This is a genomic window from Desulfosporosinus sp. I2 (assembly GCF_000960765.1).
Classification (GTDB): Bacteria; Bacillota; Desulfitobacteriia; order Desulfitobacteriales; family Desulfitobacteriaceae; genus Desulfosporosinus.
This window is the reverse complement of the sequence record NZ_JYNH01000008.1, coordinates 39,001-63,990: the sequence shown is the minus strand read 5'-3', so window position 1 is coordinate 63,990 and position 24,990 is coordinate 39,001. Positions and strand designations below refer to the sequence as shown.

18 protein-coding genes are annotated in these 24,990 nt (G+C 42.2%); 2 read left to right on the top strand and 16 right to left on the bottom strand.

The genetic code is table 11. The features are described from left to right. Positions 1 to 51: 51 nt before the first annotated feature. The gene (acs, locus tag UF75_RS03960; protein WP_045573296.1) at positions 52 to 2,364 is read right to left on the bottom strand and encodes an acetate--CoA ligase; all 2,313 of its coding nucleotides are present in this window, start codon (positions 2,362 to 2,364) and stop codon (positions 52 to 54) included. Positions 2,365 to 2,397: 33 nt separating this feature from the next. Then, positions 2,398 to 2,610: a hypothetical protein gene (locus UF75_RS03955; RefSeq protein WP_045573295.1), complete on the bottom strand. Its 213-nt coding sequence runs from the start codon at positions 2,608 to 2,610 to the stop codon at positions 2,398 to 2,400. 426 nt (positions 2,611 to 3,036) lie between these two features. Between UF75_RS03955 and UF75_RS03950 the strand changes: the two genes are divergently transcribed. After that, positions 3,037 to 3,405, top strand: coding sequence for a hypothetical protein (locus tag UF75_RS03950; RefSeq protein ID WP_045573294.1), 369 nt, complete (start codon positions 3,037 to 3,039; stop codon positions 3,403 to 3,405). A gap of 572 nt (positions 3,406 to 3,977) precedes the next feature. Here UF75_RS03950 and UF75_RS03940 read toward each other — a convergent pair. The 11 genes from UF75_RS03940 to UF75_RS29840 all read right to left on the bottom strand — a co-directional run bounded on the left by UF75_RS03940 (position 3,978) and on the right by UF75_RS29840 (position 21,228). Continuing rightward, positions 3,978 to 4,262 (bottom strand): hypothetical protein, encoded by a 285-nt coding sequence (locus tag UF75_RS03940; protein WP_045573293.1) that lies wholly within the window; start codon positions 4,260 to 4,262, stop codon positions 3,978 to 3,980. A gap of 412 nt (positions 4,263 to 4,674) precedes the next feature. Beyond that, a complete protein-coding gene (locus tag UF75_RS03930; RefSeq protein ID WP_045573291.1) occupies positions 4,675 to 5,532 on the bottom strand; it encodes a DegV family protein in 858 nt (285 codons plus the stop codon). A 209-nt stretch (positions 5,533 to 5,741) separates the two neighbouring features. Beyond that, the gene (locus UF75_RS03925; protein ID WP_045573290.1) at positions 5,742 to 6,971 is read right to left on the bottom strand and encodes a (Fe-S)-binding protein; all 1,230 of its coding nucleotides are present in this window, start codon (positions 6,969 to 6,971) and stop codon (positions 5,742 to 5,744) included. A gap of 23 nt (positions 6,972 to 6,994) precedes the next feature. Then, positions 6,995 to 7,837: an FAD/NAD(P)-binding protein gene (locus tag UF75_RS03920; protein WP_045573289.1), complete on the bottom strand. Its 843-nt coding sequence runs from the start codon at positions 7,835 to 7,837 to the stop codon at positions 6,995 to 6,997. After that, positions 7,837 to 8,853: a 4Fe-4S dicluster domain-containing protein gene (locus tag UF75_RS03915; RefSeq protein WP_045573288.1), complete on the bottom strand. Its 1,017-nt coding sequence runs from the start codon at positions 8,851 to 8,853 to the stop codon at positions 7,837 to 7,839. Before UF75_RS03915 ends, UF75_RS03920 begins: the two co-directional genes overlap by 1 nt. 9 nt (positions 8,854 to 8,862) lie before the next feature. Further along, positions 8,863 to 9,816 (bottom strand): 4Fe-4S ferredoxin, encoded by a 954-nt coding sequence (locus UF75_RS03910; protein ID WP_045573287.1) that lies wholly within the window; start codon positions 9,814 to 9,816, stop codon positions 8,863 to 8,865. Next, entirely contained in the window at positions 9,809 to 10,276 is a 468-nt protein-coding gene (locus UF75_RS03905) for a hydrogenase iron-sulfur subunit (protein WP_045573286.1), read from the bottom strand. The genes UF75_RS03910 and UF75_RS03905 overlap by 8 nt, the downstream gene beginning before the upstream one ends. A 40-nt stretch (positions 10,277 to 10,316) precedes the next feature. Then, complete coding sequence (locus UF75_RS03900; RefSeq protein ID WP_045573285.1) at positions 10,317 to 13,349, bottom strand: FAD-dependent oxidoreductase; 3,033 nt, start codon at positions 13,347 to 13,349, stop codon at positions 10,317 to 10,319. Between the two features lie 205 nt (positions 13,350 to 13,554). Then, complete coding sequence (gene addA, locus UF75_RS03895) at positions 13,555 to 17,637, bottom strand: helicase-exonuclease AddAB subunit AddA (RefSeq protein WP_045573284.1); 4,083 nt, start codon at positions 17,635 to 17,637, stop codon at positions 13,555 to 13,557. Then, positions 17,634 to 20,702, bottom strand: a complete 3,069-nt coding sequence (addB, locus tag UF75_RS03890) for a helicase-exonuclease AddAB subunit AddB (protein WP_242860104.1) — start codon at positions 20,700 to 20,702, stop codon at positions 17,634 to 17,636. Before addB ends, addA begins: the two co-directional genes overlap by 4 nt. Then, on the bottom strand, positions 20,665 to 21,228 hold the full coding sequence (locus UF75_RS29840; protein ID WP_242860103.1) for a hypothetical protein: 564 nt from the start codon (positions 21,226 to 21,228) through the stop codon (positions 20,665 to 20,667). Before UF75_RS29840 ends, addB begins: the two co-directional genes overlap by 38 nt. Positions 21,229 to 21,464: 236 nt before the next feature. Here UF75_RS29840 and UF75_RS03885 point away from each other — a divergent pair, with 236 nt between their 5' ends. Then, entirely contained in the window at positions 21,465 to 22,175 is a 711-nt protein-coding gene (locus UF75_RS03885; protein WP_348983027.1) for a polysaccharide deacetylase family protein, read from the top strand. 10 nt (positions 22,176 to 22,185) lie between these two features. On the opposite strand, the gene UF75_RS03880 is transcribed toward UF75_RS03885, so the two are convergent. From UF75_RS03880 to UF75_RS03870, 3 genes are all read right to left on the bottom strand, one after another. Then, complete coding sequence (locus tag UF75_RS03880) at positions 22,186 to 23,034, bottom strand: YitT family protein (protein WP_197079317.1); 849 nt, start codon at positions 23,032 to 23,034, stop codon at positions 22,186 to 22,188. A gap of 176 nt (positions 23,035 to 23,210) precedes the next feature. Continuing rightward, positions 23,211 to 24,482 carry a DUF4349 domain-containing protein gene (locus UF75_RS03875; RefSeq protein ID WP_045573281.1) on the bottom strand — a complete coding sequence of 424 codons (1,272 nt, stop codon included), beginning with the start codon at positions 24,480 to 24,482 and terminating at the stop codon, positions 23,211 to 23,213. Then, positions 24,479 to 24,988: an RNA polymerase sigma factor gene (locus UF75_RS03870; RefSeq protein ID WP_045573280.1), complete on the bottom strand. Its 510-nt coding sequence runs from the start codon at positions 24,986 to 24,988 to the stop codon at positions 24,479 to 24,481. Before UF75_RS03870 ends, UF75_RS03875 begins: the two co-directional genes overlap by 4 nt. Between the last annotated feature and the right edge of the window lie 2 nt (positions 24,989 to 24,990).

Genomic DNA, 24,990 nt, shown 5'->3' with positions numbered 1-24,990 from the left:
TCATATTGAGATAGTCACTTGCCTGTTTGCCCTAGTGATGACCTACTTTCCCTAGCCTTCAGAACCACAAAAGCAGATTTGTCCTTCCTCTGATAAATCATCCTTAATATTTCCTTCATTGATTACTGCATGGCTAAAATCTGGTGTCCCGCTTCCGTATAATGCTTCAATAGCATTATGGTTATTTATCATGATATTTGTGATTGCCAAGGCGACCTCGGCAACCAAGTTCAGTCTAACTATCCACTGAAAGCAATAAAAATGGGTCACTGGATGAGGTGAGCCATCCTTAGCAGGTATCGAGAACCACACTGTATAACTGTATCCCTCATATGACTCATCTTTACAACGATTAAATGTAACATTGTCAGGAATTGAAATCATATTCCTCCCCAATTTTATTGAGGTATTCCGTGCATCTAGGATCTTCTGGGCGTCAATATTCTTTTTCAAAATATTTATGACCGCAACATCAGCAAGGGTGCTGGTATCCCCCATTGCCCGACCCTCAGCTATGTCCTTAAGAAGACGCCTCATAATCTTCCCGCTTCGAGTCTTAGGTAATTCAGCCGTTAAAAATATGTCGTCAGGTCGTGCAAGTGATCCGATTTTTAGGACAACATGAGCCTTTAGTTCTTCAATTAACCTATCATGGATTATTATTCCTTCTTTTAAGCTAACGAAGGCAAATACCGCTTGACCTTTTACTTCGTGAATTCTGCCTACACAGGCTGCTTCGGCAACCGATGGATGGTCCACTAAAGCACCCTCTACTTCCGCAGTTCCAATTCGATGCCCTGAGACATTAATGACATCATCGACACGTCCAATCACCCAGAAATAACCTTCATCATCCCATTTCGCTTCGTCCCCGGTAAAATAAACACCAGGAAATTGGTTCCAATACGTATCTTCGTAGCGTTTGTCATCCCCATAGACTGTTTTAAGCATCGCCGGCCATGGCTCGCTAACCACTAAATACCCACCCTCACCTTTTGGTACGGAATTTCCCACATGATCCACAACTTCAATATGAACGCCTGGGAATGGGAAGGTGCACGATCCTGGCTTAAGAGGAGTAATTCCTGGAATGGGCGTCATCATAATCATACCTGTTTCAGTTTGCCACCAGGTATCTACGATGGGGCAGCGATCTCCTCCAATATGTTTATAGTACCACATCCACGCTTCTGGATTAATGGGTTCCCCTACTGAACCCAAAAGTCGCAAACTTGAAAGATCTCTGCCTAAAGGGTAACTTTCCCCCCATTTCATAAACGTGCGAATTGCGGTTGGGGCAGTATATAAAATTGATACCCTGTATTTCTCAATGATTTCCCAATACCGATCTTTTTCCGGATAATCTGGAGCACCTTCATACATAACCACTGTTGAACCATTGGCCAATGGCCCATAGACCAAATAACTGTGACCTGTTATCCAACCGACATCTGCAGTACACCAATAGACATCTTCTTCTTTAATGTCAAAGACCCATTCATGCGTTGTAGATACCCCAACCATATAACCACCTACAGTATGTACAACTCCTTTGGGTTTTCCCGTGGTTCCACTCGTGTAAAGAATGAAAAGCATATCATCCGCATCCATTGGTTCTGCGGGACAGACAATCGAAACATTCTTAATGACCTCGTGATACCACAGATCTCGTTTTTCTTGCATGTCTACAGGCTGACCTGTACGTTGAACAACAATTACTTTTTCAACACAACTTACATTGCGAAGTGCTTGATCCACACTTTCTTTCAACAGGATGATATTTCCACGACGATAACTGCCATCGGATGTGACAACAACTTTTGCCTGAGCGTCTAGGACTCTGTCCCTTAAAGCTTCAGCACTGAATCCACCAAATACGACACAATGAGGAGCACCAATTCGAGCACAAGCTAGCATCGCAATCACTGCCTCAGGAATCATAGGCATGTAAATTATTACGCGGTCTCCCTTTTCTACTCCATAAGATTTTAGAACATTCGCGAACTGGGATACCTCACGATGAAGATCCTGATAAGTTAAGACTCTACGATCACCCAGTTCTCCTTCAAATATAAAGGCTGCTTTATTTCGACGGGCCCCCTCTAAATGTCTATCTAAGCAATTATAAGCTGCATTTAATTCTCCGCCGACATACCACTTCGCAAACGGAGGATTCCAGTCTAAAACAGTGTCCCATTGTTTAAACCAGTCTAACCGTTTGCCTTGTTCGCCCCAAAACTTCGTCAAGTCCTGTCCTTGTTCATGAATTTCATGGTTTTGAATTACTGCTTTTGAACTAAAACCTGTAGGAGGGAAAAACAACCTTTTTCCCTCAAGCAACCCTTCACGGTGTTTTTCTGTCATATTGAAGCCCTCCTTCTGTTGAGCATTGATTACCTACTCCATATAATGAAACCCTGTTTCACAGTTATAGCATAGATCATTTGCTTTGATTGCTTGATTTACTTTCTTTTGAAACTCGTTCATGGGATCTTTTTTATTAGCGACGATTCCTCGCTCCACATTATCCGAATCTTTTTCTGTTGTTAATAAATATGTTGATTCTGAACTAACCTGTTCTTTATTCTTTTCTAGACGACCAATAGCCATAAAATCTCCTCCTTTAAAAAATATAGCGAATTATAATTTGACTTATATACAGCCATAAACATGTTTCACATAATAAAACGCCGTTTCAATGTTATTGTACAAAAAGTTAAACTCTTCTCAAAAAGTACTTAAGCAATAAGTATCGAACAACGCCTTATTGTGTTCACAGTTAATTTAGATTATTGTATCATTTCTTAACCCTTCTTTCAACAATTAATTTTATTGTAAAAAATGGCAATATTACATAGAGGTATCCCCCATACAGTTGTGATTATGAACAAATTATAGTATACTAAATATGTAAACAAATCAAGTTTATACGAATTTACCTTTGAAATAAGACAACTTGACTGGCGGGATGACATTCGAATCCATCCCAATGTCTGTTGTTTTTTCGTTTGGGTAACACTTTGAAAGGAGTCAACTATGAACGACAGCATTTCCATAAATAGTAATTACGAAACAATGGAGGTTTCTAGATTAATTATCGAGAGATATTTAGAACGAAAACTAAAAGAAACCGAAATTCTGCATCATTTAAACGAGAATAATGATGACGACAGAACTGCAAACCTTGCAGTGTTTATTGATATTGCTCATCATGCTAAATTTCACAAAGCAAAAAGAAAATCTCAGTATGTCCCTGAAGTAGGACGTACCAGAAAAGAAAAAGAAGCAAAAATGTTAGAAAAATACGGAATAGTGTTTTATGGACCCTTATATAATAGTGATAGAGAAAAAATGCTTAAACAAATGGCTGAACGAACTAAAAAAGAACTGGGTTTGATCAGATAAACATTTAGAGGTTAATAGCTCCAATCTTACTTCTTCTCCATGGCGGCTCAAGATGAGCCGTCTTTTTTAATCAGCCCCTATGGACTATTTAAGGAAGATAAGTTTAACTACAGTAATACAGGCCCATAGAAATACCATATAAGCCAGAAAACAGCTTACTGATTCGCTATCATTCTCAGCAATAAGATCCGAAGAAATAAGAAGTCCTAAAGTTGTAATGGCTAGATTTGTAATTACGAACATGATGTAATTCGATAATGAATCATTTCTGATAAAAGCAACGATTAGGTCCAGGGCTGAGAGCGATAAGACTGATGTAAGAAAGGTATTGGTCAATGTTATTGACTTCGATCTTTTTAAACTTGTGACAGGTTCGGAAGTTAACCCAGAAAAGCTTACTTTTGAAATTGACATGTACATCCCCTACCCTCATTTATTTTATGAGAACTAATATTCTAAATTAACTATAACATTGTGCTTGGACAAATCTTTGTAAGCCACCTATTTAAGAATTATTAATTGCATATAAAAAACCACCGCCCCAAGGACGATGGTACAAACTATTTCAACTTCTATTTATTTCTATTGGAGATTTTGTCTGAGATCGTCTGATCTATTGCTTCTGCTTTAATGTCTATGACTTCTGCTTTTATGTCTACTACTTCCCCATACATAAACTCTTGCGGTCTCACTTTGAATTTACTGGATCGTTTCCTTCCGAAGTAATAACGATATATGCCGTATAGACTAGCAAGCGCTGCCCCAACTAACAAGATTCCAAAGGAAAAAATGACGGTTGTAACGATGATAAATACAATAACTAGGGTCCATAGGGTTTTACTGAGCTTAATAGGCATTTAAATCCTCCTTTAAGGGTAGTTAACTGCTTAGGAAAGATCTGATCTTTAAAATAAGACTACCTATTCTGGAACTTCGACCAGTTCCCCGTCCTCAAAATTGATATAATACCTAGCTTGGCGTGTACAACCTTGTACACCACATGTTCCGCTTCAAACACTTTCCAGCATACTACGTTTGATTTGATAATGTACTGCGCATATTCTACATATTTGGCTCCATGCTTTAGTACCGTCAGGGTGGCGCGGATTTGCATTATTAAATAGAATTCCTTGATATTCGAACATGAAAAAACCTCTCTTCGTCTGTCTACACACTGCTCTTAAGCCATACTAATCTAAGTTAACTATCAATGATATTATACCATTTATCCCTATGCTAAACCTACATGCCTGTTACATGTTGTCATTGTTAACGCATGACTTTTTCCGTGTAATACGCAATGGCTATTGTTCCTGGACCTACATGTAATCCAATAACTGGCCCTATATCCAAGATATCTATAGTGATCTTAAGCTTATCTTGAATTTCGTTTTTAAGTTCAGTAGCTTCATTTAAACAATGGATATGGAGAACAACAACTTCTCCCAGCCCAAATGTATGGATATCCTGTAACATTCGTTCCACCATTGCCGTCACGGCATTCTTCTTCGTTCTTACCTTTGTAAGGATATTAGTTTTGCCATTATCTACAGTCAAAATTGGAATAATTTTAAAAAGATTTCCGATTAAGGCACTAGCTCCGCCAATTCTGCCGCCTTTTTTTAAGTATTCAAGATTCTCGGGTATAAATAAAAAGCGACTTCTTTTAATATTAGCTAAAGCTGCTTCTTTGACCTGCTCCAATGTCAGTCCCGCTTTTGCCGCTCTTGCAGCTTGTATAACAGCAAAGCCAAGTTGCATACAGTTCGACCTTGAATCTACAATCTCGATCTGAGCATTCTCATACTTTTCCGAAACCATTTCTTTAGCGAGTTGTCCTGCCGATAGCGTCCCGCTCATTTCTGAAGACAAGAAAATGCAACATAAACTGTCGCCCTTCTCAATGACTCTAATCATTTCATCATACATTTCCCCAACAGAAGGCTGTGATGAAGTCGGAATTCCTTTTTCAGCCATCATTTTATAGAAAGTCTCATTATCAATATCCGTTTCTCTCATACTTTCTTTACCAAAGGATAGATTTAAGGATACCATCCTTATCTTGTACTCTTCCCTGAGAGGCGCTCCTAAGTAGCTCGTGCTATCCGTCAGAATTTGTACTGCCATATGTTTTTCTCTCTTTCCGTTACATTTTTCACAATGTCTAACACTCTTTAATCAACTAGATACAAATTTATTATAACCTTAAACCTCTCCGACTGCACTGATTTAATAAGAGAAGGAATAGGATATTATCATTGAAAATATTAAATACGACAAAAAGGCCCCGTTAATGCGGAATCATTCCGCATACGAGGCCTTATGCTTATCGATATCTACTTAGCTTCTTCTGTGGCTGGCTCATCGGGTATCAGCGCATTTTCAATGAGAGTGCTGAGATGATGCATTTTCATACCCAATTTATAGAATTTATTCATGTCATTAAACTGGTCAATGCAATTGTGACAGGGAATGCAGCCAATTTTGGCACCAGTCGCTACTAATTGATCAACTTTAGGTTTTGCTTTAATCATACGCTGCTGTTTAGTAGCCGCTACGGCTAAAGCTCCACCACCTGCTCCACAACAAATGTTATACTTGCCATCAGGATTCATTTCACGATAATCCTCCACGACATGCTTAATAACATAGCGTTGTGGCTCATAGACTCCTTCTTTACGAACCGTATTACAGGGATCGTGAAGGGTTACTGGGAGTGGATTTTTACTCTTATCTAATTTTAGTCTGCCTTCTTTGATCCAATCAGCATAAATTTCGACTATGTGACGCACTGGGAATTGCTTGCCTTTCCAGAAGCTACGCTGAAACATTTTACAGGAACGGAAAGCGTGACCACATTCTGTAACGATTAGTTCTTTTGCATTTAATCGTTCTACTTCTTCAAAGAGTGGACGTGAAATCTCTTGAAATTCATCGTTTTTCCCGGTGAACAAACAGATATTGGTTGCATCCCAACGTTTACTGCTTAGTGTATAGTTTGCTTTGGCTGCATAAAAGACATGTAAAATTGTTTGCAGTTCATGTGGATAATGTTTGATCTCTCTAGCATTGAAGCCGAACATAAAATCAGCATCAGGCTTGTCTATAGGTATCTTATAAGTTGGATCGTTCAGTTCTTTCTGAAGTTCCTCCTCAAGCCATTCCAGAGTTTCATCATAATCGAGTTGTTCTACAGCCATTTGGTTACCCGTACGTATATGGTCATCGGCAATAATCTGTAAATGACCGGGCGGAACAGGAGTTTTTCCTCGGAAAGCTCTGGTTATAGCCGCAATATTTACACCCATAGGGCATTCTACAGTACAGCGTTCACACATATTGCAATTCCAAACAAAAGGATCATTTTCTACTTCTTCTCGCATTCCAAGGGCTACTTTGCGAATGAATTTACGGGGATCCTGGTCCTCGATTAAATCACTATACTTACAGCCAGCCGTGCACATACCACAAGTCAGGCAGTTGGAAAAATCGTACCCTTTTAATAATCCTGCCACTTCATCTCGCAGGGTTTGATCTAAGTCTTTAACTCTAATGGGTTCAGCCATTCTTACTATCACCTCCGATTTGATTAATATTCACTAGGGAGCTCTTTTAACTGAGCCATGGAAAAAACCGGGCCATCTTTACAAACATATTCCGTGCCGATATTACAACGACCGCAGATTCCCAAGCCGCATTTCATGCGCATTTCTAAAGAAGTGTAAATACGTTCGGGAGGGAAGTTGAGTTTTTCTAAGACTGGTAATGTAAATTTGATCATGGCTGGTGGTCCGCACACGACAGCATAGGTGTTCACCGAAGAAGGAGCAATTTGTTCTGTAATGCTAGGAATAAAGCCCACGTGTTTATTCCAACCTTCAGCCGGTCTATCGATGGTGGTGACTAAATTAATATTAGGATTGTTTTCCCACTCGGCTAATTCTTCCTTGTAGAGCAATAAGCCAGGGTTTCTGGCACCGTAAATAACCGTAATATCTCCATAGTCACCACGATGTTTAGGATCGAGCATGTATTTAGCCAATGAACGCAGCGTCGTAAACGCAAAACCTCCACCGATAATAACAAGATTTTTACCTTTAAACTCTTCGATTGGATAGTAATTTCCCATGGGTCCTCTGACTCCTACCATGGTTCCTTCTTCCATAAGGTGTAAGGCATTAGAGACGCAGCCTACTTTTGCAACCGAAAACTTCAGAATTCCAGGCTCTGTCGGAGACGTTGCGATTCCGAAAGGTGCCTCTCCATGACCATAGGCACTAAGTTCGGCGAATTGCCCAGGCATATATTTAAAGTTTTCTTCATCTTGTTTATTGAGAAACTCTAAAGTGAAGGTATTGATCAGCTTGTCTTCAGTTTCTACTAAATTTTTAACTAGTTTCATTGTTATTGGGATATAAGGATTCTGTTGCATCATTCCACCACCAATTCTGCTTTGTTAGCCCCATCAATGACTTGTCGAATATCCATATTAACTGGGCAACTTTTTATGCAGCGACCACAGCCTACGCACGACATAGACCCATTGTTATGGACAAAATAATTGAACTTGTGCATCATCCGCTGACGCCAACGGGCCTTTTTATGATCCCGTGGGTTATGACCAGAACCATGAAGTGTAAAGAGGGGAGCCATACAACCATCCCAAGTTCGCACTCTAGTTCCTTCATTTTTTCGCACTTCCTCGGAAATATCAAAGCAATGACAGGTAGGACAAGAGAATGAACAAACATTACACCCTATGCACTTCTCTTGGAGAGAATCCCAATAAGGACTATTGAACATTTTATCAAGTTTACTGGTGGTGGTTGAGACATCGACCTTACTCGTAGTTTCTGCACGTTTCACTTTTTCAACCAAAGCTTGTTCATCAGCTGTCAGTTCTGAGAGGGCCTCGAAACGAGCAGCTAAGGCTTTACCTTTCTCAGTGATTACTTCTACGTCGTAGGAATCTCCGAGATCGATTAAAAACAGATCGGACCCTTCACTACCTGCCGGAGAAATCCCAAACGAGGAGCAAAAACACGTTGGAGCGATTTTTTGACAGGCAACCCCGATGATGACAGCTTTTTCACGTCGTTCATAATAATAGGGGTCTGTATACTGATCATTTTTGAAGACCATATCTAAGAGTTGCATTCCTTTAGCATCACACGGTCTAATTCCAAAAAGAACCGTGTTCTCAACTTTAAGTTCACTCTTAACAGTTACATCTTTACCTTCTTTTTTATAAGACATAAGTTTTTCATGTTGAGGAAAAAAGAAAGCTTTGGGAGGAAGTTTAGAATTGAGATAATCTTGCTTGACTTCTGAGAAGCTTTTGACTCCTTTGAAAGCAATTCCGTTAGCATCACTAACAGGAGCAATTATTTGGTATTCAGCGATTAAAGCATCCAATGCTTGGCCAAATTTTTCTTTACTTATCTTCATTTTCTCACCTCACTCCTTTACCAAGAACTGTTCTTCTGGATCATTTGCACTGTATACATTCAGAGCAGGTTTACCCTCTTCACTTATACCGGACTCATGGTTATACATTTCGTAAACATCTTTGGTCATTTTGCGGTTTAAGGCACGAATGTCAACCCCTTGCAGACAAGCACGGCTACAAGCCCCACAATCAACACAACGTCCAGCTAAGTGAAGCACACGTCCAGCTTGGAAAAGGAGATTTTCGGCACGATCCACTCCACCCGTAAGCCATCTTGGAGAATTACAATCAACAAAACATTCCTGACAATAGCATAAAGGACAAGCGTTACGACAGGCGTAACAGCGAATGCACTTACTCATTTGCTCTTTGAAATACTCTTGTCGTTCGCTCTCAGATTTGTTTTCCATGGCCGCTACGTCGGCAAAAGCGGCAACGTCTTGAGAAACTTGAATTAATTCACCAAGATGAAGGTCCTCTATGACTGGATTAGGGTAACGGCAGGTTTGACAGGTAGCATCTTTCACTTCTGCAAAGAGATACTCTTTATCCCCTTCCATCCCTTTCACGGATATTTTTCCATCGGTGATACTAGCTTCAAGAATTTCTCCCACTTCAGCTCCAATTTTTCTTTGATCGATGACCCCATGACAGGAAACTCCAATGATATACAAGTCATCTCTGACCAGTTGGTTTTCTTGCAACAGAACGACTAAAGCTCGACTGTCACAGCCTTTTGCTACAATGGCCTTCTTGCCTGGCGTCTTAGCTACAAATGCTGCTAGGTTATTCTCGCAGGTTTCATCCCAAATTAATGAATCAACCTCTTGAGCAGAATGCACAAAGCAAGGAGTCGCCTTTAACGGTAAGGAACCTTTTTCGTATCCAATAACAACGTCTACTTTGCCATCAGCCAGTAATTGACGGGCCGTTTCTCGGATATCGCTGATAATTTTATTCATCCGTTGCACCCCCGTCATCTACTTTAAAGACCCCTTTATTAGGTCCAAGGGCACCGACCCGCTCGCTAACCCCTTTCACAACTTCAGCGAAGCGGCCACCTTCTGCTGCTGATACCCATGAAAAATTAACTCGATCTTCCTCTAAGCCAACATAAGTTAGCAACGATTTAATGAGCGCAAATTTTCTGCGTGCTACATAGTTGCCACTAATATAATGGCAGTCCCCTGGGTGACATCCGGATACCAAGACTCCATCAGCTCCATTTGCCATCGCTTTTAAGATATACAAAGGATTGATTCTACCGGAGCATGGGACCCTAATCGTTCTAATAGTGGGTGGATATTGAATTCTACCGACACCCGCTAGATCCGCTCCTGCATAACTACACCAGTTACACAAGAAAGCAGCAATTTTTGGATCGTACTTTTTATTTTCAGTTTCAACCTGAATTTCTCCCATAATCATCTACCTTTCCCAATTATTATTAGGTGCCTAATCCTTATAGGAAATTCAACATCTCGACAATTTGTTCATTTGTACATCCTCTGAGGCTTATGGCTCCACAACGACAACTCGAAGCGCAGGCTCCACAGCCTTTACACAGAGCATCATTCACAACAGCTACGCGGTTAACCAAATCAACGGTGACTGCTTTGGCCGAGCAAACTGCTTCACAAGTTCCACAAGCGGTACATTTGCGTTTATTAACAAAGGCATTAAGACCTGCAGATTCTACCTGATCTTTGGACAAGGCCACACCCGCGCGTCCAGCAGCAGCTTTAGCTTGGGTAATAACTTCTTCCATGTTTTTGGGGCTGTGTGCGATTCCAGCCATAAATACACCATCAGTACTAAAATCAACAGGGCGCAATTTCATATGTGCTTCTAAGAAGAAGCCATCGGCATTTAAGGGGATTTTGAACCATTTGGAAAGCTTTCTGCCGTCTTCGGGTGCTTTAATGGCCGCCGCTAAGCAAATCACATCTGCCTCAATCTCAAGCGGGCGATCTAAGACATGATCTGTTACGGTTACTACTAAGGTATCCCCTTCTTTATTAACGACAGGTTTGGCATTCTCACTATAGCGGACAAAGATGATCCCAATTCGTCTCGCTTCTTCATAATCCTCTTCAAAGTAGCCATAGGTTCTCATATCACGGTACAGAACGAAGATATTAGCCTTTGGATTTTTCTTTTTGACTTTAAGCGCTAACTTCACTGATTTAGTACAGCAAGTACGGCTGCAATAAGGATTTTCATCACAACGCGAGCCGACGCATTGGATGAAGACAAAATTCTTGGCGTTTTCTACTTTAGAGTCATGGTTATAGAGTGCCTCATCCATTTCAATTTGTGTCATTATTCGCTGGTCTTGGCCATAGAGATATTCATGAGGCTTATATTCTTGGCCTCCAATGGTCAGAAGTGCAACGCCATGTGCTATCTGTTCTCCATTTTCCAAAGTGGTTGTAAAGCTGCCTAAGAAACCTCCAACATCTTTTATGCCGACACCTACGTGGAGTTTGATGTTTGGATGATTACTTACTTGATCAATTAGGTCCGCAACAAAGGCTTTCATATCTTCTCCTCTGAAACCAGTGGAGAATCTCCTCGCTACGCCGCCTAGAACCTTGTCTTTTTCGACCAAATGGACCTCATATCCTTGATCCGCTAGAGATAGGGCACTGGTCATACCCGCTACTCCGCCACCGATCACCAAGGCAGCATGGTTCATGGCCATGAAGATAGGTTGAACAGGTTGTTGCATGGAAGCACGCACGATCGCTAACTTTGTGAGATCTTTCGCTTTTTCGGTCGCTTTTTCTGGCTCATGCATATGAACCCAAGAACATTGGTCACGGATATTGGCCATGTCAAATAGGTGAGCATTCAACCCAGCTTCCTTCAACGTCTCTTGGAATAAAGGCTCATGGGTTCGTGGGCTACAGGAAGAAACCACGATTCTGTTTAATTTTTGTTCACTAATCAGAGCTTTGATCGAAGCTTGAGCATCTTGTGAACAAGCATAGATTTTATCAGTGGCATAAGCAACGGTAGGTAGAGTTTTGGCGTACTCAACCACACTGGGCACATTGACAACGCTACCGATATTAACACCGCAGTGACAAATAAAGACTCCAGTTCGGATAACATCCCCAGCAACATCTAGTTCAGGTGGATATTCTTTTTCACTGACTAAAGTTCCACGCTCATCGGATAATAAAGCAGAGGCAGCACCAGCCGCGGCACTTGCTTGCATAACTGTTTCCGGAATATCTCTTGGACCACTAAAAGCACCTGCAGCAAAAACTCCATCTTTAGAAGTATTGACTCCGCTTAGTGGTTGAAGCTCAGCAAATCCATATTTATTGACCTTTAGATCTAACATATTGGCTAAGTCTTTGGAACTATCGCCTGGCTCAAGACCCACTGACAGAACAACTAAATCAAATTGGTCTGTGCAAATTTGACCGTCTTCTGTAGAGTATCTGATCACTGCATCTCCTGAATCATCTTTGGCTTCGGTTACTTCATAAACACGAGAACGGATGAAGTTAACCCCCTGATTATTCTTAGCATTGTTATAATATTTTTCAAAATCTTTGCCAGGAGTTCTCATATCCATATAGAATATGGTCGTATCCACTGGAATATGGCTGTGTTCTTTGGCGATAACTGCTTCTTTAATAGCATACATACAGCAAACACCGGAGCAGTAGTTATGATTAATTTTAGCGTTTCTGGAACCAACGCATTGAATCCAGGCAATTTTTTGAGGTTCTTTCTGGTCAAAAGGCCTTACTAAATGTCCATCAAAGGGCCCTGATGCACTGAGAAGACGCTCGAACTCTAGGCTTGTTATAACGCTTTTGATCGTTCCATAGCCGTAATAATCGAGGCTAGAGGCATCAAACACTTTAAAGCCTGGATTAAGAATCATAGAACCGACTTCAACTTCAAATTCTTTGTCTTCCATCTGATGGTCGATTGCCCCTGCTTGACATGCTTTAACACATTTTAGGCAAATATCCTTACCTTTTGCTTTACCACGGGTTTGATACAAACAATTCTTTTCGTCAATTCCATAGGCATTGGGGAAGGCTTGGGAATACTGTTTAAACGCAGCTTTACGCTTTCCTAAGCCCTGATTAAATTCATCATCGACTTTGACTGGGCAAGCTTCAGCACATGCACCACAACCCGTACATTTTTCTAGGTCAATATAACGGGCCTTTTGTTTAATGGTTACTTTGAAGTTTCCAGCTTCTCCTTCTGATTTGACAACTTGTGAATTGGTGTAGGTTCTGATATTAAGATGGCGTCCGCACTCCACTAATTTCGGGGATAAAATGCACATCGAACAATCATTCGTTGGGAAGGTCTTATCCAACATTGGCATAGTTCCGCCAATTGCTGACGATTCTTCTACCAAATGAACTAAGTATCCCGACTCTGCTAAATCCAGTGCAGCTTGAATCCCAGCAATCCCTGCGCCAACAATCAAAACAGAACCTATTTTATTTTGACTCATTACAACCCCTCTTTCTTCCTTACTCCTATTAAAGATAGTTACAACAATCACAAAGAACACTTAGTAATTCGCCACCGAAGTCATAAATCCTCTCTAAATATAACAAATATTTTAAAACTTTAATTATTATATCATAAAAAACTAAATGTCTTTAGAGGATCCTCCTGGTTATTTGATGGTTTTGCCTTTAGGTTTACAGTATTAGTTAACAGAATAACGGGAAAGCGTTCCCTAAAATCTCTTTGAGAAGCTCACCAGAAATATCAATTTCGCAACCTAAGCTAAAGGAGTAAAGGGTACTTTTTTCAACCTTAATTTTGGTTAAATGCTCGATGGCATGAGCATAAAGTGAAAGTTGGAGAGCATATCGATTGCGCAAGACCTCCTCAGGTTCCGTTTCGCCATCTGCCTTCAGTGAATCTGTCTTGTAGTCAAGAATTTCTGCCGTTTTCCTTTGGTGATCGTTATTATTTATAACCACAACATCAATAACCCCTTGAACTAAAACTGTGGTTTGATCCCAATTAGGAAGCGTCAAGGTAAATGGTACTTCTCGAAGTACCTGTTCCGCTTTAAAAAGTCGCTGCCCTAGAGGAGAGCCTAGAAATTCAACAATCTGGCTTGGCTGAATGACGCTCTTTTGGTCTGCTCTAAGGATTTCACGTTTTTCGAGTAGGTTTAAAAATTCAAGAATATAATCGATCTGCTCTGATTGAACTAAATTGGGCCAAAGGGTTGTCAGTTCCTTAAAGGGAATATGTTGCATAACCGTGTGCAAGGCTGTTCCCCGTTCCGCAGCATTTAAAGATTGCGCGACCTGGAGGAAGTTCGGACGCTTCATAAAATCTGTTTGTTTTGAAAGCGTTGGAATCGGAGAGACGTTATCCTGGGTATGCCAATTGTTCAACCGCTTCAGTTCGCTAACACTTGTTTTAGATATCTGAGCAACAGACTTGTGGTAGGGATATTGCCAGTTTAGCTGCTGGTCAATCTCAATAAACCATTGTTCTTTAGTTTTATTTTCAGAGTTCGCTATTTGATGATCGGTAGCTCCCTCAAGATTGTCATCGCCACTCACTTCATGATTTTGTTCGTGGCAATGATCTTTGCCCGAAGTTAAGCTTTGATGAAGATGTATCTCCCAGCTTGAACTAGCTTCGGGAAGTGAAAACTTCGTTTGATAATTTTCTGGTAGCACCGCTTCACTAAAGAGACGTTGGGGGTGGCGAACAAGGGCTGGGCCCATCCAATCCAGATAGCATTTGGCACTCCGAAGTTGACCCTCTGGTAAGGGGATCTCGTTCCAAGCAGAAGTTCGTTGCCATTTGGCAAGAGTTTTATCATAGTTATCAATATTACCATAGAGAAAAAGTCGTTCTTTAGCTCGTGTTAGTGCAACATAAAGAATCCGTAATTCTTCTGCCAACGATTCTTGTGCTAGACGTTGTTTGACAGCGTACTGGATTAAAGAAGGGTAACGAACATTATTTTCCACATCGATAATTGGCATGCCCATTCCTAATTTTGAGTGAAGTAGCACTTTTCCCTTGAGACTTTGCGTATTAAACGTTCGTCCTAAACCAACCACAAAAACAACCGGGAACTCCAACCCTTTGCTAGCGTGAACCGTGATCAAACGAACAACATTTTCGTTTTCTCCTAAAGCGCGAGCATTGCCCATATCTTTGCCTTGTCCTTGAAAACGCTCCAAGAAACGCAAAAAGCGGAACAAACCACGGTACCTCGTTGCCTCAAATCGACTGGCTCGATCATAAAGGACCCGTAGGTTGGCCTGACGCTGAATACCCGCTGGCAAAGTCCCCACATACATCAAGTACCCAGTCTCTTCATATAGAGACCAAAGTAGATCTGCCAGGGAAGTTCGGCGAGATCTGGTTCTCCAGATTTGTAGATTAATCCAAAAACTTGAAATTTTATCCTTAAGTGCCGGAGCCGTAGTTAAAATCTCCTGGGCTTTTTTAAGCCGCCTTTCCCAAGAATCTTCGTAAAGATCTAAGATTTGTCTGAACTGATTTTCTAGATCTGGGCCTAGAGTTTCATGGACGAGTGCAGCCCATACCCCTAGAGTTAAGGCCTCATAGAAGTCTCCTTCAGGAAGCATCATTCGAAGTTTGCCTAACTCACTCCCATTGAGACCCACGAGTGGAGAACGAAGGACAGCAGCTAAGGGAATATCCAAACGCGGATTATCAATTATTTTAAGCAAGGATAACATCGTTTCTACTTCGCTCGCGCCAAAATAACCACTGGTTGTTTCAGCATAAACGGGAATGTCAGAGCTTTGGAATTCTTCCACATAGATTGGCGCAACAGCCGAATAAGAACGCATCAAAATCACAATATCCGAGTACCGGACAGGGCGATAAAGTTTAAGATCCTTGTCATAAATCTGAAATTCTGCTCCTTGAACCATCTGTTGAATTCGATCACTCACTAAGCGCGCTTCAATCCGTGCTTTATCAAGATCCTCAGAATTTATGGTTTCTTCAGCGCCTAAAGGGCTCTGAACTTCAGTGCCGGAGGCACTCTCCGACGACGTGAAGTCCATGTCGTCCATTCCCTCAGTAATGGAAAGTTCGGTCAACTGTTGTTTGATGCTGTTAGAGTCAATCAGGTGAACTTCAATCGGTCCTTCTGCTGTGCAAAGTTGATCCTGACCAGAGACAAACGCGGCTCCATATTGTAAAGCTGCTTGATCATCATAAGGAATTTCCCCTGCCCCTTTCGTCATAATTTGACGGAAGAGAAAGTTTACCCCATCTACCACTTCTAGACGACTTCGGAAATTCTTATTAAGATCGATGATGATCTCCGTATAAGAGGTATCCCCCGGTTTACTCGAATTCCAATGGGGCAAAGTGCTGTATTTAGCAAGAAATAAGCTGGGATCAGCCATGCGAAAGCGATAGATACTTTGTTTGACATCTCCGACCATAAAGAGATTTGGAGACCCCTCTTGTCTTGATACAAGCTGTAAGATTCGCTCTTGAACAGGGTTAATGTCCTGATATTCATCCACTAAAACTTCCGCATAATACTCCTTTAATCCTTGAGCGATCAGAGAAGCCTTACCCTCTACCTCCAGTAGTTGCAGGGCGAAATGTTCTAAGTCGGTAAAGTCTAGGAGGGTACGGGAGTCCTTAGCCGCTCGATAGACTCGAGAGAATTCCTGGACTAAGGCTCCAAGTGTTTGCACCAATGTGCCCATCTCGCGAAGGGCAGGAAGTTGCTGCTCAAGGGGAAAAGTAAAGACATCATCCTTGAGAGAATTAAGTTTCTTTTTAGCGTCTTCTCTCAATTTTTTGCATTCTTCTTGTAATGACTTTTGGCTTGCTTCATCAAAATTCGGTGTATCTTCGTTTGAAAGGGCTATTTTCTTGGCTTTTGAAGTCATTGGTTTTAGCTTAGGAAAATTAACAGCTAGTTGGAATTGTAGTTCGACCTGAGTCCAATCCCCTTCTTTCAAAGCACGATTTAGTAACCCAATTCGATTAAGATCATCTTGAATTGTCTCAGCATAGGGCACTGGTCCTTGTTGAGCCTGGGCTATTAGTTGAGCACGTTCGAGTAAGTTAAAACTTTCTCCCACACTGTCCATAAGCCCTTGCCGAGCTGATTGCCCCCATTGACTTTGCATCAAAGATTCAATCGTCTCCCACATATAAGCTTTGTGAAGTGCACTTAACCATTCAGCTGGCCGAGGTTGACTATAGGCAAAATTATAAAGATGTAAGACATGACCCATCAAAGGTTGGTCATCGCGATCCGTTCCAAAGGCCTCGACAAGCTTCAAAAAGGGACCATCTTCTCGTTCATAGTAGGTTTCAAAAAGATCTTCAACCACGTCCTGACGTAAAAGTTCGGCCTCAGCTTGATCTGCAATTCGAAAGGCTGGATCCAGTTCAAGTTGATAAAAATACTTTCGGATTAATTCTAAGCAAAAGGAATGTAATGTGGTAATGCTTGCCCGATTAAGAAGCGTGCGTTGCCGATGGAGACGTTCAATTACCTCAATCTCAGGTTCCTGAATAAGAGTATCATCTAAAGCTTTGCCAATACGCTCGCGCATCTCGTTGGCGGCCGCTTTAGTAAAGGTTACAACCAGAAAGCGATCGACATCGGCTGGGTCTTCTAGGTCTGTGATTCTGTGAATTAAGCGTTTCACAAGCACAGCAGTTTTTCCGGAACCTGCAGCAGCAGCCACTAGAAGCTGGCCTCGCAATTGGATTGCGGCTAGTTGTTCCGCAGTCCATTTTGGTTCACTCATATAAGTTTCTCTCCTTCCAACCAGTTGAAATCTAGGCTTTCTGGACCTTTTACGTTTGAATGAAGGTTCGAATCGGATGAGGAGCCAAAATTCTGCTCGAGAGTGGTATTCTCCACGCGGCGCCATACCTCTTCATGCTTTAAGGCAGGTAGGTCTCGGTATTGGTTTTCTGGAAGGTAGGGATCAAAGTGACACACGGGTTTAAAAGAACAGTATTGACATCCAGTGCTCTTTCCTCTCCGATAGGGAGATAGTGAAATATCCCCATCAAATAGTCTCTCCCCTGTTTGTCGGAACCACTTATGAAGATAATCACTAAGTATGGAAAACTGTTCCTCCGTTAGGACGTTGGCCCCTTTCTTAAAGGTTCCGTCTTTTTTTAAGGTTACCCCCAGTAAATCAGAACGTCCGGTGGTGAAGGTAGAATCCATAGCTTCTAGGACCCGTGGATTCGCTAATAAATACCCACTGACTTTAACGGCCTGAACACGATGTTCTTCCAATTCTTCTGGGCTAATCGGTATATTCTCTTCAAGCTGGGGTTCCAGTACAGGAAAATACAGAAACCCTGCGGGAACTTTCTGAGGGGATGTTGTGTTCAGTAATACTTCTGCTCCCTGTAGAGCAACCTTTAAATAAGTGAGTAATTGGAGATTTAATCCATAATATATTGAATCCAGGGCTAAGGATAGTTCACGGGACTTATAATCAAGAATCCGCAAATAGACTTGTCCATCTAAGAAGGCAGCATCCACTCGGTCAATTTGCCCACATAGCAACAGGGAATCCTCTTCAGTCAAAGGAATCTCGATTCCTGGGAGTGTTTGATTGGGGCCAAAACCTACTTCCAACTGAATTGGAATGAAAATCCCTTTACGAGCATGTTCAGCAAGGACTTTTACAGCGTGATGAACTGTTCGCTTTAATTTATGGGTTAAAAACCGATAGCGAGAACTACTTTGGAGGATGTTGTGTTGAAGGTTTGGGACAAGCTCGTCTGCAAGTTGATTAACGAGTGCCCAAGATTCTTCCTTCGTCAATTTGCCCCAATCTAAGCCACGTTCTTGGAGTTGAATGGCAAAATTATGGAGGATAGTATGAAAGAATTCACCCATATTGGGACTCGTTAGCTGATAAGTGGGTCTTTCACGAAGCTTAAGTCCATAACGAGCATAATGCCCAAACGGACACTTAGCGAATTGTTCTAAACGAGAGACGCTGGCCTTCAAGCATTTACCATATAAGCGACGTGCGAGAGGTCGTTGGAGTCGTTCTTCTTGATTCTGGTATAAAAGACTAGCTTGTAAACGCTGAATTTGATTAGTTTGAAGGGGGTCCTGTGCCAGCCATGCTTCAGTAGCCTGCCACAATGGGGAAAGTGGCTCCCCTTCACGCAACGTGCGTAGTTGTTCTGCATAAGCTTGCAGGGCAGAATTGGGATGACTTAGGCGCTGAATGTCCTCTTGGTTACCTACGAAACTCTCTGATAGGGTTGGAAAAAGAAGCTTTAGTCTTCTGACAACGGGCGAAACCGTCAGCCCTTTCCCCTCTTCATCCGTCAAAGGGTAACTAACCACCAGTTTTTCCGTAGCTCGGGTAAGTGCTGAGTAAATAAAAAATTGCTCTTCAAAGGTCTGGGCCTTTCCTTTAGGAGCTAGAGGGATGCCAACCATCTTCAATTGTTCCCTTTCATACTCGTCGAGAACTCCATCTGTTCCTGGACGGGCAGGCAGTACCCCTTCATTAGCTCCCATGAGAACAAGCACCCTCACTTCTGGATTCCGTGAACGATCTAACGACCCTACTAAGACCTGGTCCAGTCCAGGAGGAATCAGACCCAGTTCAATCGCTTCAAGGCCAGAGGCGAGAATTAAGGAGTAGTCCTCCAGATTCAGAGACTCATCCCCCAAGCCTGCTACTATTTCATCAAGGACTTGGATAACTGCTTCCCAGATTTGTTCATGGAGTTTGGCTTCGCCTAGATTCCCCTGCATCTGAGCCTTTTGTGACCATTCCTTTAAAGTGGCTTGAACATTAAGCCTTTCTAAAAAACTAAACAATATTTCTGTCACGTCCCGTACATTCAGGGTCTCAGCGTGGATTCCTGGTATGACACTTTGAATGAAGGGATTAATAAGGTCATAAACTATTTGCCTGAAAGTATTCAGCTCAGCCTGGAATTTTAATTCCTCGGAACGTTGTTCTTCATTTTGCCCCAGAGTCCATTGGCGGTGATAACGCCAGTCCACATTTCTGTCCCAACCCTCTCCGTGAATTCCGTGTTCAAGTACGTAATTCTCCAGTCGATCGATCGCATCCCTTTGCAGCGGGAAAAAATCCGTCTTCAAACAACGAAAGAGAGGCTCATAGCTCCAATGTTTCACTGCCACTTCTGGAATGGATTGTACTAATTCAATCAAGGGATGATGAAGGACAGATCGTTTATGATCTAAAAAATGTGGAACATCATAGGCTGTAAACACCTGAGTAATGAGTTCATGGTAGCCTGTAAGATCACGACTCATGATCGCAATTTCGTTCCAGCGTAACCCTTCAGTTCTGACCAAGCGCCGTAGTTCCCGTGCAACCCCTTCCACTTCAGCCCGCCGATTAACGGCAGATAAGACTTGAATTCCCTCCCCACTTAAGATTCCAGCCTGGTTCCCTGCTTCGGGCATTGTTGTGATCGGGTAAACAAAGAAATTTGTTTCTAAATGACTTAGCCAGGGATGTTTAAAGCGCTTCGTGTTCTTAAGCAAGCTCGGAGGATGTATAGTGGTGCCAGTCTCAACTACAATACGTTGCAGATCTTGATAAGTACGCCAAGGACCTGTAAAAAAATCCTCCCCCACTTTAAAGATCCCCTCGCCTTGGGTAAGCTCCTCTGTTACTAAAAACGGATCGAGAGGGGAAGTTACGATTACTTCCTTGGCCGTTCTGACAAGGGTTTTCAAGACTTCTAATTCTTGAGGGGTAAATCCGGTAAATCCGTCAACCCATACAATGGCCCCTTGGAGAAAGGGCGCATCAGGGATTTTTTTCTGCCAAAACTGATAATTCATCATCCGTATCGCGTGTACCTAGGCCAAGTGCTGCTTGATATTCTTCAAAAATAAGGGCTAAGTCCTGCAGTTTATCGTTTAAAATACCGTCCGTCATGGTTACATTTCGCAATACACTGGGAGCAATCCGATATGTTTTAAATTCCCCGATGGCTTGGGCGAGAAGATCAGCCATACCCGGTCGGGTAGCCGAACGGGCAAATGCTTTTAACTGAAGTCGATGTTTTAAAAGAATCTGGCGCAGGAGCATCCGTTTCCCAATCGTGCCGATTAGGACTTTCTGTCCGCCTCCGGTTTCCGAAAATACGCGCCAGCCAAGTCTTCGAAAACTTAAGACTTGTGCGCGTAAACTTCCACCCAGATCGGGTGTGTTGGCTAGGGCTATTTCCATCTGATAAGTTGCCTGTTCCGGGACAAGAAGGATCAGAGATTCCCCTAAGGGTTCCAAGCGCAATTCGCTACGGATTTCTTCCAAACAAAGGGTACTCTTACCACTACCTGCACGCCCGAATACGAAACGGAAACCCAAAATCAGCCACTCCTTTCTAGACCCCTCATCAACTTATAGTCTCAATGTATACTTTCTGATAGTCACAAAAAGCTGGTTAATCCCAGCCTTCAAGTTTTTCATACTAGATAACCACTATCTTCCTTAACCTTTTTAAGGTTGCTATGTTTAAGATGATTCTTAGGCATGGAAGTCGTTATTTATCCATAGAAATATAGAAGCGATATGGGGGTGGAAATTTATTGTTCATTTACGTATTGTCTCGACGCAAACTAATAATAACGTTTCTGTTACTGATCATCACAATAGGCTTGTTCAGTCTATCTCAACACATGTTATCGATCCCTTCACTGGTTCGGACACCTGGAACCTATTACATGTCACATACTCAGGAAAAAGTGGTTGCTTTAACCTTTGACGATGGACCTGATCCGATTGATACACCCGATGTTCTAAATATCCTCAAAGCAAAGAAAGTTCGGGCCACATTTTTTGTTTTAGGAAAAGCGGCTCAAGAGAACCCGTACTTACTTAAACGCTTAATTAATGAAGGCCATGAAATCGGAAACCATAGCTTTACCCATAATTATCCACAAAGCAAGTTTATGGTAGAAATGAGTCAAACCGACCAAGTTGTCTTTGAGGCAACTGGTAGCCATACCTATTTCTATCGTCCTCCAAGAGGGCTTGTAACTAAAACCCAACTGGAAACTATTAAACAAAATGGACATATCGTCGCCCTATGGAGTGTGGACAGCAAAGACTGGCGTAACCCTGGAGTAAAACAAATTGTGGATAATGTCATGCGCGACGTTTTTCCTGGTGCCATTATCCTTATGCATGATGGAGGGTATCAGCGCAGTCAAACTGTGAAGTCATTGGGTACAATCCTTGATTCTCTTCAAAACCTTGGGTATCGATTTGTTACCTTAAGTGAACTCAAATCGTTAGATTCAGAAATGAAGTAGTTACTGGCACTTAATCATTGGAAAGAAATCCTTTGCCAAGGACCTCTCCGGCATTTTGGACGATCATAAATGCAGAAGGATCTACTTCTCGAACAGCTCGTTTTAGACGACCTATTTCAGGCAGACTGACGACGCAAATAATTACGTCCTTTGGCTCACAGGAGTATGCTCCTCTTCCATGTAAAAACGTTGCGCCCCGTCCCAAATCAACCATAATTCGATCAACTAAGGCCTCGGATTGATCTGAAATGATAGTAATGGATTTCGATGGAACTCCGCTTTGAATTAAATCGAGTACACGACCATATACAAACAGCATAACCAACGTATAAAGTGCCACTTTTGGCCCAAGTAATGCCCCAGATATTAGGATAATGACTCCGTTAATTGCTAGGGCGGACGTACCCATTGGCACACCATATTTTTGTTGAATCACCTTAGCTATGATGTCTGTTCCGCCTAGGCTTCCACCGAAGTGGAAAACAATAGCTGAGGAAATTCCTGAGATCACCCCTCCATAAAGAGCTCCCAAAAAAATGTCCTGAACGTCAAGCGGTTGAATGCCGGCAAATAGATCAAGAAAAACGGAGAATATTGCTAATCCCCATATGGTTTTAAAGACAAACTGTTTATCGACTTCACGCCAGCCTAACACAAACAAAGGCACATTTAAAACAAATGTCGCTACCCCAATCGGAAGCTTAAAAATATAGAAAAGGAGCAGAGCAATCCCACCAACTCCACCTCCGCTTAACCCGGAATAGACAATAAAGCCCTGGATCCCGTAGGCGGCAAGGATGGCACCCACGGCAATCCCCATGATCCCTCCAATAAACTTTGTACGCATTGTGAGTTTCAAATACATACCTCCGACCTTGCTCAAGATTTGAAGATTACCTATTTATTATACAGACATATATCTTCTGAGTAAAGTTAAGTGGTTGACAAGAGGAAGGCCTAGATCCTGCATTATACACAGATCTAGACCTTCACAGAGCTAAAGATAGCCAGGGATTATATCACTGGGAACAGTCTTTAAGAATTCTTCTTTTTCCATACTCGATAAAGAGCCCATCCTACAGCTCCAATTAGAAGGTAAGGGGACGCATACCCTATTCCGACCACTAGATAATTCAGAGCATTCCACAAGGTACTCATGGTTTTTAGTACTGCATCCCCAGTCGCTTCCCAGGTCTTACTCCATGAAATCGGTTGCCAAGCATTCTGAACCTTTATATTCTGACTTTGTTGGGTAACGAGCTGAAGGGTCACTGTCGAATAATCGACTTGATTGTTCCAAAGTTTTAGTTGCCCTTTAAGTTGTTCAATTTGCTGGCGGACGTTTCCAAGTGCATTTTCCACTTTAAGCACATCGTCGACAGTTTTGGCCTGGTTCAGAATCTCAAGGTAACGCTGCTCTTCTGCCTCTAGAACTTGTAAGCGAGATTGAGAGTCATAGTATTGATTGGTAATGTCATTAGCCAGGAGCTGCTGATCGAGTACTTTGCCCCATGATGAGAGCGAATCACGCAAGGCATTCAGTTTATCTGCTGGAATCTTAATCGTAAGCTGTGCGGATGAATGATTATCTAACCCACTTTGTTGGGATGAAACGACATATCCTTGGAGTTTTTGAGCTTCTTGGCTTATCGAGTTAACCGCGTCATTAACGATGGTCACTTCGAGGGTTAACGACAAATCATGAATAATCTTGCGGGGGATCCCTGCATCGGCTGGTGGTATGATCGCTTGATCCGGTGGAACAGGAAGAATTGCAAGTGAATTCTGTTTGTGGGTGGATGTGTCAGCTGAATTCAAAGAAGCTGCTTTCTGCTCAGTCCCTTCGCTTGGTGAAATGTCACCGAATAAAGCTCCACCATTTGATGAGCTTTCTCCCTTTGTTCTAGCTGAATCAGCCATTTTCGGTGTGGTGATGGATTGTGGCAATTTTTGAGAGTTGCCCATTTTAGGAAATATATTCCATGAATTCATGGCCCCTTGCCCTAGGATCAAAAGGATGGCCAACATAGCGACAGAAATGCTTAGTTTCCTGGGAAAGGTTCCAATCAAGGCCTGTAATCTTACTCGAATTCGTTGCACTAAGCCTGCTTTGCTATTCACCGGTAACTCTTCGTTTTCTTCAGCGCTTGCCATTTTCTCGAGGGCCTTTTCCTTGACGCTTTGTTTTATCTGTTCTTGACCTTCTGATTCTGCTTCAAACGTATGAAAAAATGCTCTCATGCGTTGTAAATCACCATCCTCTTCCCAGAGGGTCATGGGTTGTGATCTCTTCAATAGCCATCTCATAGGACCCTCCCCCCTTTTTCCTTCCCCTGATATAATTTGCGGAACCCTTTTTTTGCTCGGTATAAGAGGCTGTCCACTGCCTGTTGAGTTGATCCCATAATTTCTGCAACTTCCCCAGCACTAAAACCCTCAATCAAACGTAGCTGAATAACGTTGACCTGTTGAGGCGGGAGTTTTGCCAAGGCTTCTCCTACGCTTAAAAGAGTGGCCCACGTTTCACTTTGGTCAAATTCCTGAGGGAGGGGCTTGGTTGTTTCATCTAAAATTATGAGAGGTTTTCGTTTATGAGTTCTGTAATAATCTGCAATCTGATGTGTCGCTATAGTAAGTGCCCAGGATTTAAGAGCAGTCTTTTTCTCTATATTATCTAACCCCCGCCATACTTTGACGATAATATCGGCAGTGACATCTTCCACATCAGACTTGGGCACGCGGAGCGACACAAATCTGTAGATCAATGGAAATAGTAGTTCGTAGGTCTCATCAAACGACGAATTGACCTCCACCT